Source organism: Pseudomonas fluorescens group sp. PF-1 (assembly GCF_054481335.1).
The window spans coordinates 405193-420094 of sequence record NZ_JBTMNG010000002.1 but is presented as its reverse complement, the minus strand read 5'-3'; the positions used below and the strand labels follow the sequence as shown (position 1 = coordinate 420094).

Here is a 14902-nt window from a genome sequence, read left to right as displayed (position 1 = left end):
ACATGAAGGAACGTAAAGTCGCAGGCCAAGTGGGTGCCGCTATCGCCGCGCGCCGCAAGGCGAAAGGTCTGACTCAAGCCCAAATCGCCGAAGCCATAGGCGTGGAAAAGGAGACCGTCAGCCGGATGGAAAATGGCGTGATCTCACTGACCCTGCAACGACTGCAGCAAATGTCCGAGGTGCTTGATTGCTCGCTCAGCGATCTGGTGCGCACAAATGCCACGGACGCCCATAGCCACTCCCAGAACATCAATGAGCTGATTGCAAGCTTGCCGGTCGGTGAGCGAGTGATGGTTGTCAATTTCGTGGCTGAAATCGTCAAAGTTTTGAAAGCCAAAGGGTCCGTTCAACAGCTGTGATTGCCCCCCGACGGATGACAGAACCTCGCCCGAGGTTGTGACTCCACCGCTGCACCCCCCAACGCTTCTCTGCCACACGCTCAAGCAAATCCAACACCAGGCTCTCCACCCGTGACCCGATCAGAACCACCACCGCCCATGGCCATTGGCTCATGGATGTCGCTTGCCGCCAGCCACCCATTTTCACCAACCGTTTAAAGGCGCCAATAAAATGACACGACTTCACCTCCCATTTCGAAACTCTAGCACTTTGTTACGAAATATTGACACCGTCAGTTTGATATCACATCATTCGCCCGCTTAAAAACGGCTATATGTGCATGGCACGGTGGTAGATTTCTCTGGCTTAGTTGATTGATGAGTGTTTTTTCATGATCTTATTGAGACGAGCATCACCACCGACAGCGATGTCTGGATACTCTTTGTCTCTTAATTAGCAGCCGTCAAATTTTGCCGATACTTAACCATTCGAGTTGAGTGTTTCTCGTGCAGTTCGGATGAGTGGAGTAGAAGGCTGTGGGTCATGTCACGTTAGCCATCCGGCATCTACAGGATGAGCAAATGTCGCTTCGCAAGGGCGGCTTGTATTGGATCGCCCTGGACCGTGCGAGCGATGCGGAAATTCTTGCTCAGCAGTTTCTGTCAGCCTTATCCGAAGCACATATCGCCACGCTGATATGCAGCGGCACCGACCCTCGGACAATTGTCGAGACCTTGGCTGCAGACAGCGGCCCGTCTGCGCTGCGCATGTTTTCCATGCCTCACGATGCCTCTGCTCGCAAAGCCTTCACCACCCTGACCTCGGACTTGAAACGAATCAAGATCGCACGCGGCAGTTATCTGCTGTTGATGGTCAATTCGGACTCTCTGGATAATCTCGGCACTGAACAGTTACAGCATTGGTGTGAAAATACCCGACAATGGTTGTTAAGTATTAACTGCACACTTTTAGTGCTTTGCAGCGGTCAATCGCCGTTATTGCATGAATGCTTGTCACGTCTTAATGAACAACTTTCCGGTTTGGCGCAACTGTATCGCCAAGATGGTGCAATTCACTACCAACTGAACTTTTGGCACAGTGACTTGGGTGTTTGCGCCGCGCAAACATTTGACCTGGAAGTGACCGACATCGGTTTTTCCTTGAGCGATTCGCAGCTATCCAGCCCCTCGCAAATCCGCACCGACGACCAGCGTATCTACCTGACCCAGCGATCCGCCCTTGAGGGATCGGCCCCGTTGTCTGAGCAATGGCGCCTTTTTGAACATCGTGCCGATCTCCTGCAGCAGGCTGCCCGCGCGCGCGCCGCCTGCGTGATCGTGACGCTGGAAAGCAACCAGGATGTGGAACCGCTGGCTCGGCAATTACACGGATTACGCGAGCAATGTGGTGCCGCGTTGAAGATCATCGTGCGGGAAATGGAGTCTTGCCTGCGCTACCGCGACGAGCGTCTATTGCTGACTTGCGGGGCTAACCTGATCGTGCCTGCCAAAACCACACTGGCGAACTTCCTCAGCATGGTGGAAAGCGCCCAGGGACAGATCTGGCGTTATCGTCAGACCGCCGATATCCAGTCATTGTTTGCACGACTGCGTCCTCCGGCGCGACGCGGATTGTTGCCGCCACGTGAATTTATCGACCTGCTGGATGACATTTACGGTGGCACTTCGGGCGAGCTTGCTCATCAATTGCTGCGGTTGCGCCCCAGAGGCGACCTGAACATCGACCAATACTTGAGTCAGATCACCTTGCGCCGCTTCGGCGACGTCGCCTGCGCACTCAACGGAGTGTTTTATCTGTTTCTGTTCGCTTGCCGTGGCGACGGACTGGAGCCGGCACTGGGCAATATCTGCCGCCTGCCATGGAGGGACATTTTCAGCGAGTGCAAGGTCCTGTCCGGCGTGGACGCGTTGCCGCGTCAGGATTTTATCGATACCCCCGAGATGCCTGAAGCTTCACGCCTGGCCACCGGACAGGTAACCGCTGATTTGACTCACGCCATCACCCAGAGCGGTTACGCGCCGCAACGCATTACGCTGCCGTTGTCGGAGCCGTGCCCATGAATTACGCCCAACTGCTCCAGGTTATCGCGGCAAGCTGCCTGATGACCGTCGCATTTATGCTGGCGCTACGCAGTCTTTTGCAGCGCTTCAATCGGCTGCTTCTGCAGTATTTGTCACCGCGTTATCTGCAGCCGCGCGGGGTGCGTCGGCGCAAGTCCGTGTCGCCTGTTGAGCGTGACGCACATGAATAGTCCCGAGCGATTCGAAGTGGACAGGACAGCCGTACAACGCGACTGGAGCTGGCCGGGCCTGGGGCTGTGGAACCTGTATTTTCTGATTAAGCTGGCGATGTTCTGGGGCGGCTACCTGAACCTGCAGATCCTGCCGAACCTGGTCTTCGCCGCTGTATTGCTGGTGCCGCTGCGCAATCGATACCTGGCGCTGCTGCGCACGTTGATTGCCATACCACCCGCTGTAGCGTTGTTCTATCAGGACACCTGGCTGCCACCCTTCAGCAGGTTACTGGACCAGCCAGGCGTGCTGAATTTCAGCGGCGATTATCTGCTCGACCTGGCCGGCCGTTTCATTGACCCGAACCTGTGCGGCGCATTGCTGCTGTTGGTGGTGGCATATTTCTTCGTGCGTCAGTGGCTGCGCCTGACCACCTTGACCCTGGCCGGTTTCGCCTGGCTGGGCGGAGCAGGGTTGATGGCAATGCATGCGCCGGTACAGCAGAGCACTACGCAAGCGCCGAGTACCGGTGGCGCACCGATTGTCAGCGCCGAGCCGGACAACGCGACACTCGACACTTATTTGCAAAATTTCTACAACACCGAGGCCGGTCGGCAGGTTGTATTCCAGCCATCACAGTCGGCTGCTCAGCCATTCGATCTGCTGCTGATCAATATATGTTCAATGGCCTGGGATGATCTGGACGCTGTGGGTTTGCGTAACAACAGCTTGCTGCAGCAGATGGACATTGTGTTCGAGAACTTCAACTCGGCCACTTCCTACAGCGGGCCGGCCGCCATTCGGCTGCTGCGCGCCAGTTGCGGCCAGCAGCCGCACAGCAAGCTTTATGACGTGGCACCCGAGCAATGCCTGTTGATGGATGACCTGCGCAAGCTGGGCTTCAACAGCGAAGTCATGCTCAACCACACCGGCCAGTTCGAAGGTTTTATTGACGAAGTGCGTGCCCAAGGCTCATTGCCAGCGCCGGAAGTCAGTGTCTCCAGTCTGCAACGTGCCCTGGTGGGTTTCGATGGTTCGTCAATCTGGCGTGATCGTGACGTACTGAACAAATGGTGGCAGCACCGAGAGGCGCAAAGTGATTCCAGGGTGGCGCTCTTCTATAACACCACGACGCTGCATGACGGCAACCGCAGCCTGACCCTCGATGGCGGCACGAAGAGCGCCGAGTACAAGCCCCGCGCCCAAGCATTGATCGATGACCTGAGCACTTTCCTTAAAGACCTGGAGAAAAGCGGACGCCGGGTGGCGGTGGTGATCGTGCCTGAGCATGGTGCGGCCTTGCACGGTGACCGCATGCAGATATCCGGAATGCGGGAAATCCCGAGTTCGTCGATTACCCACGTGCCGGTCGGCATCAAGTTGGTCGGCATGGGCAAGAACACGCGATCGGAGCCGATTCTCGTCACCGCACCGAGCAGTTATCTGGCGCTGTCGGAAATTATCTCGCGCCTGTACGCCGCGCCGCCCCAAGGCGATGGCCTGGGCCCGGACTGGCAGGCATTGCTGGCCGATCTGCCGCAAACCCCGGTGGTCTCGGAAAACGCGGGTACCGTTGTCCTCGATTACGCGGGCAAGCCTTACGTTCGGATCAAGGAGAAAGGAGCTTGGCTTCCTTACCCGCAAAATCTCAAGTAAAGAACCAGGCGCTCTCGCGCTACGAGCGAGCCGATGATATTGCCCGGCTTAAAGCCGAGCTGCACTTGCCGAGCCTGGAATACGTCGATGTCTCGGCATTGCTGGAATTAAGCCGCGCGCTCAAGCGCTGGCCGTTGCTGGCTGATTTCGCAATCACTGGCAATCAGCCGCCATCACCGGTTGCCCAGCCCGTACAACCGGGCAAGGTCGGAGCGCTTAAGTGACAGCACTGAGTATCTGCGGGGTACGTGGAGGCGTCGGTACCACTTCGTTGGTAGCCGCACTCGGTTATGCCCTGGAAAGCCTCGGTGAGCGGGTACTGATGATCGACATGTGCCCGGAAAACCTGCTGCGACTGCATTTCAATCTGCTGGATAGCGGGGAGTCGGGTTGGGCGCGGGCGATGCTCGATGGTCAGCAATGGCACAAGCAGGCCTGGAGCCTGACGCCGACCCTGCAGCTTTTGCCTTATGGTCGCCTGAGTGCCGATGAGTCCATGAGCATTGAGCAGCAACTGATCCATGACCCGCAGATCTGGGCACGGCGCCAGGCGAGTCTGGCGGCCCACTTTGACTGGCTGCTATTCGACATACCGCAACGCTTGCCAGGGCACGGCACCATCGGCCCCTGCCTGCTCCCGATCCAGATAGCCGAGGCCGATGCCGCCTGCCATGTGCTGCTGTTGCAGCAGGCGGGCAGCAATCCCGTCCTGGTGAACCGCTTTGATCCGGGCAGCCAGCTGCAACGCGATCTGTTACTCATCTGGCGTAAATTCTATGCCGCTCGTCTCTTGCCCCTGACCGTGCATGCAGATGAAGCCATGCGTGAAGCGCTCGCGTTCAAGCAACCAGTGGGGCGATACGCACCGGAAAGCCTTGCTGCGCTAGATGCGCTGAGCCTGGCGACCTGGTGTCTGGCAAGACGCCGAGAGGTGACATGATCACGCATTGGTTTCCTTACCTGTACCTGCGCCGGCGCTACGACTGCCACCCGTTGACGGCTTTGCTGCTGGCGTCGTGCACCGCGTTGGCCTGGCTGTTCCTGCGCCTGGAGTCGCCGGCCTGGCAGCGTCTGATCGAGCAGCGCCAGCGCTGGTATCCGCACCTGGCCAGCAAAGTCCCAAGTGTCGGTGACCCTTTGCGCATTGCCCTGCAAAGCCTGTGGTTACTGGTGTTCCGTCCCTGGCCGCAAGCCCGGCGGCGCGCTGCACCGCAATGGATGCATCGCGTTGGCGAGTCCAACCACCGTCTCTGGAGTCGTATCGGTGTTTTTCTAAGTGGCCTGCCGGAGCACGCCAGCGAGAACAAAGCCGTACTGGATGGTGCCCAGTGGTGGCGCAACCTTCGTCCTCGCCAGCAACATTGGCTGAATTACAGCTGCGCCGCTGTCGCGTTGATCCTCTTGGTGGTGTGCATCACCGAGCCCTTCAACTACTTATCGCAATCGGTTTTCGTGATTTTGCTGTGGGTGGTCGCCATGGTGATCCGTCGCGTGCCGGGCCGGTTTCCGACGCTGCTGCTGATCATGCTGTCGCTCATCGTCTCTTGTCGTTACCTGTGGTGGCGCTACACCGCGACCCTGAACTGGGACAGTCCGCTGGATCTGGCCTGCGGCGTGTTATTGCTGATTGCCGAAACGTACTCCTGGCTGGTACTGGTGTTCGGTTACATACAGACCTGCTGGCCGTTGAACCGCCCACCGGCACAACTGCCTCGTGATACAGAGCTATGGCCTACGGTCGATCTGTTGATCGCGACGTACAACGAAGACCTGTCCATCGTACGCGGCACCGTGTATGCCGCCCTCGGTATCGACTGGCCCCGCGAAAAGCTGCGTATTTCGATACTCGACGATGGCAACCGCGAAGAATTCCGCGTGTTCGCTGAACAGGCCGGGGTGAACTACATCACTCGTAGCGACAACAGGCATGCCAAGGCAGGCAACCTCAATCAAGCCTTGAAGCAGCTCGATGGAGAGCTGGTGGCCATTTTCGACTGCGATCACGTGCCAGTGCGTTCATTCCTGCAACTCACGGTGGGCTGGTTCCTGCGCGACCCCAAGCTGGCGTTGGTGCAGACGCCGCATCACTTCCTGTCGCCAGACCCTTTCGAGCGCAACCTCGATACCTTTCGGCACCAGCCCAATGAAGGCGAGCTGTTTTACGGCCTGGTACAGGACGGCAACGACATGTGGAACGCCGCATTTTTCTGTGGCTCCTGTGCCGTGCTCCGACGTTCGGCGCTCGATGACATCGGTGGCTTTGCCGTGGAAACCGTTACCGAAGATGCCCATACCGCACTGCGCCTGCACCGCAAGGGCTGGAACTCGGCTTATGTGCGCATTCCCCAGGCGGCGGGGCTGGCCACTGAAAGCCTGTCCGCACATATCGGTCAGCGGATTCGCTGGGCTCGGGGCATGGCGCAGATTTTCCGCACGGACAACCCGTTGCTGGGCAAAGGCCTGACGTTCTTTCAACGCATTTGCTACGCCAACGCCATGCTGCACTTCCTCGCAGGCCTGCCGCGCCTGGTGTTCCTGACCGCGCCTTTGGCGTTCCTGCTGTTGCACGCCTACATCATCTATGCGCCGGCCTTGATGATCATTCTGTATGTGATCCCGCACATGGTTCATGCGAGCCTGACCAACTCACGCATGCAGGGAGAATACCGTTTGACGTTCTGGGGAGAGGTCTATGAAACCGTACTCGCCTGGTACATCGCTCGGCCGACCACCGTTGCCCTGTTCAACCCCAAGAAAGGCAAGTTCAACGTGACCGCCAAAGGCGGCTTGATGGCTGAGGACCAGTTCGACTGGGGGATCGCCAAGCCGTATCTGGTGTTGGCGCTGCTGAACATCGTTGGCCTGGGTTTTGCGGTATGGCGCCTGATTTACGGGCCGGGCACTGAAATCGGGACCACGCTGGTCAGCAGTCTGTGGGTCATTTACAACTTGCTGATCGTGGGCGCTGCGGTGGCCGTTGCCGCAGAGGTTCACCAGGTGCGCAAGTCCCATCGTGTGCAGGCCAAATTGCCGGCGGCGGTGCGTCTGCAAAACGGGCGATTCTATCCCTGCATGCTGGTGGATTACTCCGAAAGTGGTACCGGCGTCGAGCTGGACGTTGAGCTTTCCCTGCCCATCGGTGAGCGGGTTTTCCTGATGATGCAGCGCGGCGAACGCGAATTTCTGTTCTCCGGCATCATCAGCCGCAGCCACAAGAACTTCATTGCCATCGCCCTGAACGAGCTGTCGTCGGAACAGAAAATCGATTACGTGCAATGCACGTTTTCCCGTGCCGATGCCTGGTTGAACTGGAACGAAAACTTCGAACCAGACCGGCCGCTGCATAGCTTCATCGACGTCCTGCGTCTGGGTGCCAGTGGCTACTACCGCCTGTATCAATATTTGCCTGCCTGGACACGGTCCCTGGCCCGCCCGGTCATGCGTCTGCTCGCTTGGCTGATCAGCTATGCACCGCGCTTCGCCAAAGCCGCCCCCTTTTCTTCTACATCTCGATCGGTATGCGCCCCATGAGTCGCTATTTCAATTTCACGCTGGTAAGCCTGCTGTCACTGGCAATGAGTTGTGCCCAGGCGCAGCCCATCAAGGAGCAAACCGCCAAGGTGCAGCCACCGGTTACGACGCCAGCGTCAGATTCGGCTGCAGTGAGCAGCGTGCCTGGCTGGGACGTTTCGCGTAACTTCGAAGAACTGGGGCGATTGACCGACAGTCTGTTGCTGGGCACGCATAACACCGATCAGTTTGAATTCACCATGCGTCGCGACCGCATCGCCAGCGATGCGAAGCTGCAGCTTGAATACACACCCTCACCGGGACTGCTGCCAACGCTGTCGCATCTGCGGGTTTACCTCAATGACGAGTTGATGAGCGTCATCACCATCGACAAGGAGCAATTGGGGAAAAAGACCGTCCGCCAAGTCGATCTCGATCCGCGCCTGATCAGCGACTTCAACCGGGTGAGGCTAGAGTTTGTCGGCCATTACACCGACATTTGCGAAGAGCCTTCCAATAGCGCGCTGTGGGTCAACATCAGCCGGGCCAGCCTGGTTTCCCTGAAAGAGCAGGCGTTGATGGTCCAGAACGATCTGGCCTATTTTCCGATGCCATTTTTCGATGCTCGCGACTACGACAAGCCTGTTCTGAATATGGTATTTGCGGCTTCGCCGACGCTTGGCGAGCAACGTGCGGCAGGCATTCTTGCCTCGTACTTCGGCAGCCAGGCCGCGTGGCGCGGCACGAATCTTCCGGTGTCGTTCGATCAACTGCCCGCAGCGACACCCGCCAGGCCGGTCACCGCGTCCATCGTATTTGCCACCAACACTCACCGTCCCGCATTCCTGAGTGACCTGAAGCAGTTCCCGCCGGTCGAGGCGCCGGTGGTGCAGATGATCGACAACCCGAACGACCGCTACGGCAAGGTGTTGCTGGTGCTGGGCCGTGACGAGGCCGACCTGGCCGTGGCCGCGCAAGCGCTGGTGCTGGGTGGCGATCTGTTTCGGGGTGATCGGGTTGTTATCGACAAGGTGCAGCAGATCCAGCCACGCCAACCTTATGACGCTCCGAACTGGATGCGTACCGACCGGGCCGTTCGTTTTGCCGAGCTGATCAAGTACCCCGAACAATTGCGGGCCAGCGGCCTGCAGCCATTGCCTATCAGCCTGGACATTAACCTGCCGCCGGATCTGTTTGTGTGGCGCAACCAGGGCATTCCGCTGCAAACGAAATACCGCTATACGCCACCGGCGTCCAATGACGGTTCGCGTCTGAACATCAGCCTCAATAATCAGTTCATCACCAGCCTGCCGTTAGTGGCCAGCAGTAAGGACCGGCTCGAAGAGTTGCGCCTTGCCGTGTTATCCAGCGAGTCATCGAACATCAATGAAAAACTGTCGGTCCCGGCACTGAAAATCGGCGACCGCAACAACCTGCGGTTCAATTTCAGCTTCGCCACGACGACCAGCAGTTCCCAGCGGGATCGTTGCCAGACCTCGTTACCGGTGGACACTCAAGCAGTCATCGACGATCAGTCGACGATCGATTTGTCGGGTTATCACCATTACATCGCCATGCCTGATCTGTCAGCGTTTGCCCGCAGCGGCTTCCCCTTCAGCCGCATGGCGGATCTTTCCGAAACCGTGGTGATGGTGCCGTCGCAGTCCAGCGCTGTGCAGTTGAGCACGTACCTGGAAGCGATCGCCGGAATTTCGGCACGCTCGGGCCTGCCCGCGATCAATCTGACGTTGAGCGATAACTGGGAAGAGGCGTCGACGCGCGATGCAGACGTGCTGATCCTCGGTTCTCTCCCTCCTGACCTGCGCGACAACCAGGACATGAATGTTTTGCTGGACCGCTCCCGGGACTGGCTGCTGAAAGCAAACCACCAGGGACCGGGCTCGTCGCAAAGCACTAACCCGGGCAGTCCTGTTGCCAGTCGCGTCGAGGTCTCAGCCAAAGGCCCGATTGCTGCAATCGTCGGCATGCAGTCACCGTCCCACGAACAACGCAGCATTGTGGCCCTGTTGGCCAATGAAGATGCGGGCTTCCAGTTATTGCGCGAGACGCTCAATGACAGCGGCAAGATGGACGCGGTCGCGGGCTCGGTGGTGTTGATCCGTAGCAGTGGCGTTCAGGGCCAGATGGTCGGCGACCACTATTACGTCGGCAGTCTGCCCTGGTGGCTGATGCTCTGGTTCAAGTTGTCCGAGCACCCGATCCTGATCGCATTTCTCGCGGTGTCTGGCGTACTGCTCAGCGCATTCCTGACCTGGCGTATCCTGAAATGGGCCGCTCGTCGTCGTCTGGCTTATGAAGAATAAGTCGGTGAAAAATGCCCGGTCGCGACTTCTTGCGGCGGTTCTACCCATCCTGGCATGGCCCGCGCAGGGTGCGAGCCAGTGTGTTTGGCCGGCCTGGGAAAACTTCAAGCAGCACATGATCAGCGCTGATGGGCGGGTTATAGACACGTCCTCTGCGCAGCAAATCACCACGTCTGAAGGGCAGAGCTACGGGCTGTTTTTTGCGTTGGTGGCCAACGATGGGGAAAGCTTTGACCGGCTGTTGACCTGGACCCGCAACAACCTGGCGGACGGCGATCTCAGCCGTCATCTTCCTGCCTGGGAATGGGGACTCAACAAGGACGGTCGATGGGGCGTGCTCGACAACAACAACGCCAGCGACGCTGATCTGTGGATTGCCTACAGCTTGCTGGAAGCCGGTCGCCTGTGGCGCAGGCCTGATTATCTGACGTTGGGTAATCACATGCTGTGGCGAAGCGCCGCACAAACCCTGCGCAAACTGCCGGGGCTTGGCCTTATGTTGCTGCCAGGGGACGTCGGTTTCGAATCCGGCAAGGGCTGGCGCCTGAACCCCAGCTATCTGCCGCCACAATTGTTGTCCCGATTCGCGCTCATCGCACCGGTTTGGGCCGAAGTGGCGCAAAACTCCCGGCGCCTGCTGATCGAAGGCGCCCCCAAGGGCTTCGCACCGGACTGGTTGGTGTGGCAGGCCGGAAAAGTTGTTTCAGTCGATGGGAAAGGCGCACAGGGTAGCTACGACGCGATACGTGTCTATCTGTGGCTCGGCATGTTAGCGGCCGATGCCCCCGGGCGCACCGACTTGCTCGATCACTTCAAACCCATGCTTGAGGCCACTGCCCGCCTGGGGTATGTGCCAGAACACGTCGACTCCGGCTCCGGCAAGAACAAGGGCTCCGGGCCTGTCGGGTTTTCGGCGGCACTTTTACCGTTGTTGGCCACCGATGCATCGTCGGCGGCAGCACTGTCTGCCCAGCGTGAACGCCTGCGCCAATCGCCGCCATTGGCCGATGCCTATTACAACCAGTCGCTGCTGATGTTTGGCCAGGGCTGGGACGAACAGCGCTATCGGTTCGACAAGGATGGGCGACTTCAACCGAACTGGACGAGTACATGCACGCAGTGAACAGAGCCCCCCAAACCAGCGCACTTAAGGTTTTAGTCTTGCGCTGCACGCTGCTGCTGCCCTGCCTGAGCGGTGCCGCGCTGGCAGCGACGGCTCCTGTTACGCAACAAGAGCAACAGCAATGGCTGCTTCAACAGATGCGTATCGGTGAAGCGTTGCAGCGCGAAGACTTGGTTCGCGACTCTTTGGCGCGGTTGAAATTGATTGCCCCGGACAATCTTCAGGTTCTGGTGGGCGAAATACGCCAGGCGTTGGCTGACAAGTCGCAAACGCCGAACAGCGCCTGGATCGAGCAGCGATTGACTCGCCTGCGCCAGTTGGCCCCGGACTCCGCGCAACTGCGCCAGGCTCAGGCACTGATCAAACTGCAGAGCCAGGACGGTCTGCGCCAGCTGCAGCAGGCTCGGCTATTGGCGGCTGCCGGGCGCTTCGAAGAAGCCAGCCAGGCCTTTGAGCAGCTGTTCGCAAAGGAGCCGCCGGACCTCGCATCGGCGCTTGAATACTGGAGCGCACGCAGCCGCATCAGCGGCGAGCGTGCGGCCGTGATCGGTCATGTGCAGGCGCTGGACCGGGAATACCCAGGCAATACCGCCGTACGACAGATGCTCGTCGGGCTATTGTTCGCCGAGGGTCGCAACGACGATGCCCTGGCCGTGTTGCATCAATTGGCAGCTGATCCCAAGGCCAGCGCCAATGCGGCCGAACGGGAATACAACTACCTGATCAAATTGCCGGTTGGCCCGCAAACGGCGCAGGCATGGCAGGCATTCATTCACTATTACCCGGACTCATCGTTCGCTAAAGACGCCAAGAAGCAACTGGCGCTGCAACAAGGCTTGTTGGCCGATCCTGCCTGGCAGGCCGGCGTCAAAGCCAAGAGCCTGCTTGAGCAAGACAACGCCCCAGACGCTGCGGCCAAGGCGGCGACAGCCGAAGGACTGTTGCGCCGTGCCTTGAAGGCGTATCCGCAAGACTCAAGCCTTTATGGCGCACTGGGTATCGCGTTGATGCGCCAAAGCAAATACTCGGCGGCACACGAGGCGTTCTCCACGGCGCTGAGCAAGGAGCAGGACACCGATTACATCAGCAAATGGCAGGATCTACAGACTGTCACGCGCAACTGGATGATCCTGCAGAAAGGCGACGAAGCCCTGCAACGCAAGGACTATGCGGCGGCGCGTAGCGCGTATCAACAATCGCGAAGCCTCAAGGCTGATTCCGCCGACCCATTGATCGGCCTCGCCAATGTCGCTATGGCCGAGTCCAATGAAATCGAGGCCGAAGCGTTACTGTTACAGGCGCGCAAGATCGAACCGGGCAATGGCAGCGTCGTGCGTGCCCTGGTCCGACTGTATCGTGGCCAGTCAAACGAGCGGGCCGAAGCCTTCCTCAACACCTTGCCCGCCAGCAACCAGCGTGAGTTTTCCAGCCTGCGTCGGAGCATTGAACTTGAGCGGCTGAATTTGCAAGCTGACCTCGCCAGTCAGCATTCGGACTGGGCTCAGTTGGCGTCCCTGCTGAAGAAAATCCGCCTGCTGGAGCCTGACAATCCCTGGACGACCTATCGCCTGGCCGCCGCCGAGATTGCCATGGGGCAACCGCGAGAGGCTGATAAAGCGTTCAGTGAATTACTGGCGCTCCAAAGCCGCAATCCTGAGGCTCGTTACGCCCACGGTCTGTACCTGGCCAACGAGAGCCGCGACAGCGAAGTGCTGGCCACCCTCAGGCAAATCCCGGCCGCCGCCTGGACCGATAACATGCGTGAACTGGAAACCCGGATCAAACGTCGGATGTTGATGGCTCAAGTCGAGCAGCTACGCAACGCCGGGCATGAGCCTCAGGCCATTGCATTGTTGTTGCGTGACCCGACCGTGGATGATCTTGGCACCCTCGCCGACTGGGCGGCACAGCGTGAAGACTACGCCGAAGCCGAACGTTACTACCGCAAAGTGCTCCAGCTCCAGCCGAAAAATGACGAAGCGCAGTTGGGCTTGATCGAAACGCAGATTGCCACCGGGCACATCCCACAAGCGCGTGCCGGCCTGGAAAAAATCGTCGTGCCGCCGTCGGCACCTGCGCCCTGGCAACGACGTCTATCCAACGCCTGGTCCGCGGTGGGTGAAAAGGACAAAGCCGCCGCGATGTTCGCCAATCTGCTGAAAACACCACAGACCGATCCGCTGATCTACCGCGATGCGGCGCGTCTGATGGCCAGGGATCAGCCGCAACAGGCACTGGATAATTACGCCCGCAGCATGGCAGCAGCAGGTTTGATTTCACCTGCCCAAGCCAGCCCCCGCGACAACATAGCCATGACCGAGGCCAGTCGCGCCAAGGACAGCGATGAGTGGCTGGCGCGAAGCCTGCGCAGTGATGTCGATGAGCTTTATAAACAGCAGAACCCGACCGTCAATCTTTACCATGACTACGCTTGGCGCACCGACAACACTGCACCGGGCATCTCCGACCTGACGACGCAGATAACCATTTTGCGTATCGATTCGCCGTTCGCTCAGGGCAAGGGTTTCGTTCAGGCCGAACAAGTGGGCCTTGACGCCAGCGCCTTCGACACCGACGCCGATGGCTTACACCGGGAACAGTTCGGCACCTGCGCCGTGCAGTACCAGGTTAAGGCGACGGGTACGCCGGTGCCCAATGGCTGCCCCAGCACTTCACTAAGCACCAGCGGGCCAAGCCTCGCTGCGGGCTGGAAAAACGATCAATGGGCGCTCGATCTTGGCCATTCGCCGCAAGGTTTCGAAGTGGGCAACTGGCTGGGTGGTGTCGCGTACAGCAGTGACTGGAGGTCCATTGGCTGGACGTTGACTGCCTCGCGCCGGCCCATGAGCAACTCGGTGGTGTCCTACGCCGGAGCCGTCGATCCGGTGACCGGTACGCGCTGGGGTGGCGTGACCAGCAATGGTGTGACCTTGAGTCTGAGCCATGATGAAGGGGGTGTTGATGGTGTTTGGGCCAGTTTCGGCAGCCATTGGCTGCGCGGCAAGAACGTGGTCGACAATCAGCGGCTTTCAGCCATGACCGGATACTATTACCGACTGGTCGACCGTGCCGACGAGCGCATGCGTACGGGTTTGACCCTTATGTATTGGGGTTACGACAAAGACTTGAGCGAGTACACCCTGGGTCAGGGCGGCTACTACAGTCCACAACGGTATTACTCCATCGGCATACCCTTCAGCTATGCCTGGCGTAATGCCAACTGGTCGACGCTGCTGGAAAGTTCGGTGGGCTGGTCCGTCTCAAAAACCGATGGAAGCGATTTGTATCCGCTGGACGGTCCGGCGGGCAAGGTGTTCAGCCAGGCCGCCGCCGCTGGATTGGAAATCGATCCGGACACGACCCTGACCAAGGCCGGAAGCAGCAGCAGCGGCGCGAGTATCCGTGTGCAAGGTTTGGTCGAACGCCGCCTGACCGATCACATGGTCTTGGGCTCGGGGATCTCCTTGCAACACAGCGAAGGCTACGCCCCAAGCCGGGTGATGCTGTACCTGCGTTACACCTTCGATGAATGGCAGGGCAACCTCCCGATGCCGATCGAACCAATAACGCCGTATGCGGACATGCGGTGATGATGGGAGGTTTCACGGCCGCCCCCCTTGGGCTCTAGAAGCGAACGTGTTCACGGTTAAGCTCACCGGGAGCCGTGAGTGACGGGGTCACGAGTATTCGGGGATGTG

10 protein-coding genes are annotated in these 14902 nt (G+C 59.1%); all 10 read left to right on the top strand.

Annotated features, from left to right (window positions below; all coding sequences use genetic code 11):
- Positions 1-2: 2 nt before the first annotated feature.
- The 10 genes from ACX3YD_RS16620 to bcsC all read left to right on the top strand — a co-directional run bounded on the left by ACX3YD_RS16620 (position 3) and on the right by bcsC (position 14794).
- Positions 3-359, top strand: a complete 357-nt coding sequence (locus tag ACX3YD_RS16620) for a helix-turn-helix domain-containing protein (protein ID WP_103406517.1) — start codon at positions 3-5, stop codon at positions 357-359.
- 516 nt (positions 360-875) lie between these two features.
- Positions 876-2420, top strand: a complete 1545-nt coding sequence (gene bcsE / locus ACX3YD_RS16615) for a cellulose biosynthesis protein BcsE (RefSeq protein ID WP_458960529.1) — start codon at positions 876-878, stop codon at positions 2418-2420.
- Complete coding sequence (bcsF, locus tag ACX3YD_RS16610; RefSeq protein WP_458960528.1) at positions 2417-2611, top strand: cellulose biosynthesis protein BcsF; 195 nt, start codon at positions 2417-2419, stop codon at positions 2609-2611. Before bcsE ends, bcsF begins: the two co-directional genes overlap by 4 nt.
- Positions 2604-4247 (top strand): cellulose biosynthesis protein BcsG, encoded by a 1644-nt coding sequence (gene bcsG / locus ACX3YD_RS16605; RefSeq protein WP_458960527.1) that lies wholly within the window; start codon positions 2604-2606, stop codon positions 4245-4247. The genes bcsF and bcsG overlap by 8 nt, the downstream gene beginning before the upstream one ends.
- Complete coding sequence (gene bcsR / locus ACX3YD_RS16600; protein WP_458960526.1) at positions 4217-4471, top strand: cellulose biosynthesis protein BcsR; 255 nt, start codon at positions 4217-4219, stop codon at positions 4469-4471. The genes bcsG and bcsR overlap by 31 nt, the downstream gene beginning before the upstream one ends.
- Positions 4468-5187 (top strand): cellulose biosynthesis protein BcsQ, encoded by a 720-nt coding sequence (gene bcsQ / locus ACX3YD_RS16595; protein ID WP_103406514.1) that lies wholly within the window; start codon positions 4468-4470, stop codon positions 5185-5187. Before bcsR ends, bcsQ begins: the two co-directional genes overlap by 4 nt.
- Complete coding sequence (bcsA, locus tag ACX3YD_RS16590; RefSeq protein ID WP_103406513.1) at positions 5184-7778, top strand: UDP-forming cellulose synthase catalytic subunit; 2595 nt, start codon at positions 5184-5186, stop codon at positions 7776-7778. Before bcsQ ends, bcsA begins: the two co-directional genes overlap by 4 nt.
- Positions 7775-10081, top strand: coding sequence for a cellulose biosynthesis cyclic di-GMP-binding regulatory protein BcsB (bcsB, locus tag ACX3YD_RS16585; protein WP_458960525.1), 2307 nt, complete (start codon positions 7775-7777; stop codon positions 10079-10081). The genes bcsA and bcsB overlap by 4 nt, the downstream gene beginning before the upstream one ends.
- On the top strand, positions 10071-11204 hold the full coding sequence (gene bcsZ / locus ACX3YD_RS16580; RefSeq protein WP_458960524.1) for a cellulose synthase complex periplasmic endoglucanase BcsZ: 1134 nt from the start codon (positions 10071-10073) through the stop codon (positions 11202-11204). Before bcsB ends, bcsZ begins: the two co-directional genes overlap by 11 nt.
- 38 nt (positions 11205-11242) lie before the next feature.
- Positions 11243-14794 (top strand): cellulose synthase complex outer membrane protein BcsC, encoded by a 3552-nt coding sequence (gene bcsC, locus ACX3YD_RS16575; protein WP_458960523.1) that lies wholly within the window; start codon positions 11243-11245, stop codon positions 14792-14794.
- Positions 14795-14902: the final 108 nt, after the last annotated feature.

Coding starts and splice junctions, on each gene's coding strand:
- ACX3YD_RS16620 (WP_103406517.1), top strand. CDS start 3: ATGAAGGAACGTAAAGTCGCAGGCCAAGTGGGTGCCGCTATCGCCGCG.
- bcsF (WP_458960528.1), top strand. CDS start 2,417: ATGAATTACGCCCAACTGCTCCAGGTTATCGCGGCAAGCTGCCTGATG.
- bcsG (WP_458960527.1), top strand. CDS start 2,604: ATGAATAGTCCCGAGCGATTCGAAGTGGACAGGACAGCCGTACAACGC.
- bcsA (WP_103406513.1), top strand. CDS start 5,184: ATGATCACGCATTGGTTTCCTTACCTGTACCTGCGCCGGCGCTACGAC.
- bcsB (WP_458960525.1), top strand. CDS start 7,775: ATGAGTCGCTATTTCAATTTCACGCTGGTAAGCCTGCTGTCACTGGCA.
- bcsZ (WP_458960524.1), top strand. CDS start 10,071: ATGAAGAATAAGTCGGTGAAAAATGCCCGGTCGCGACTTCTTGCGGCG.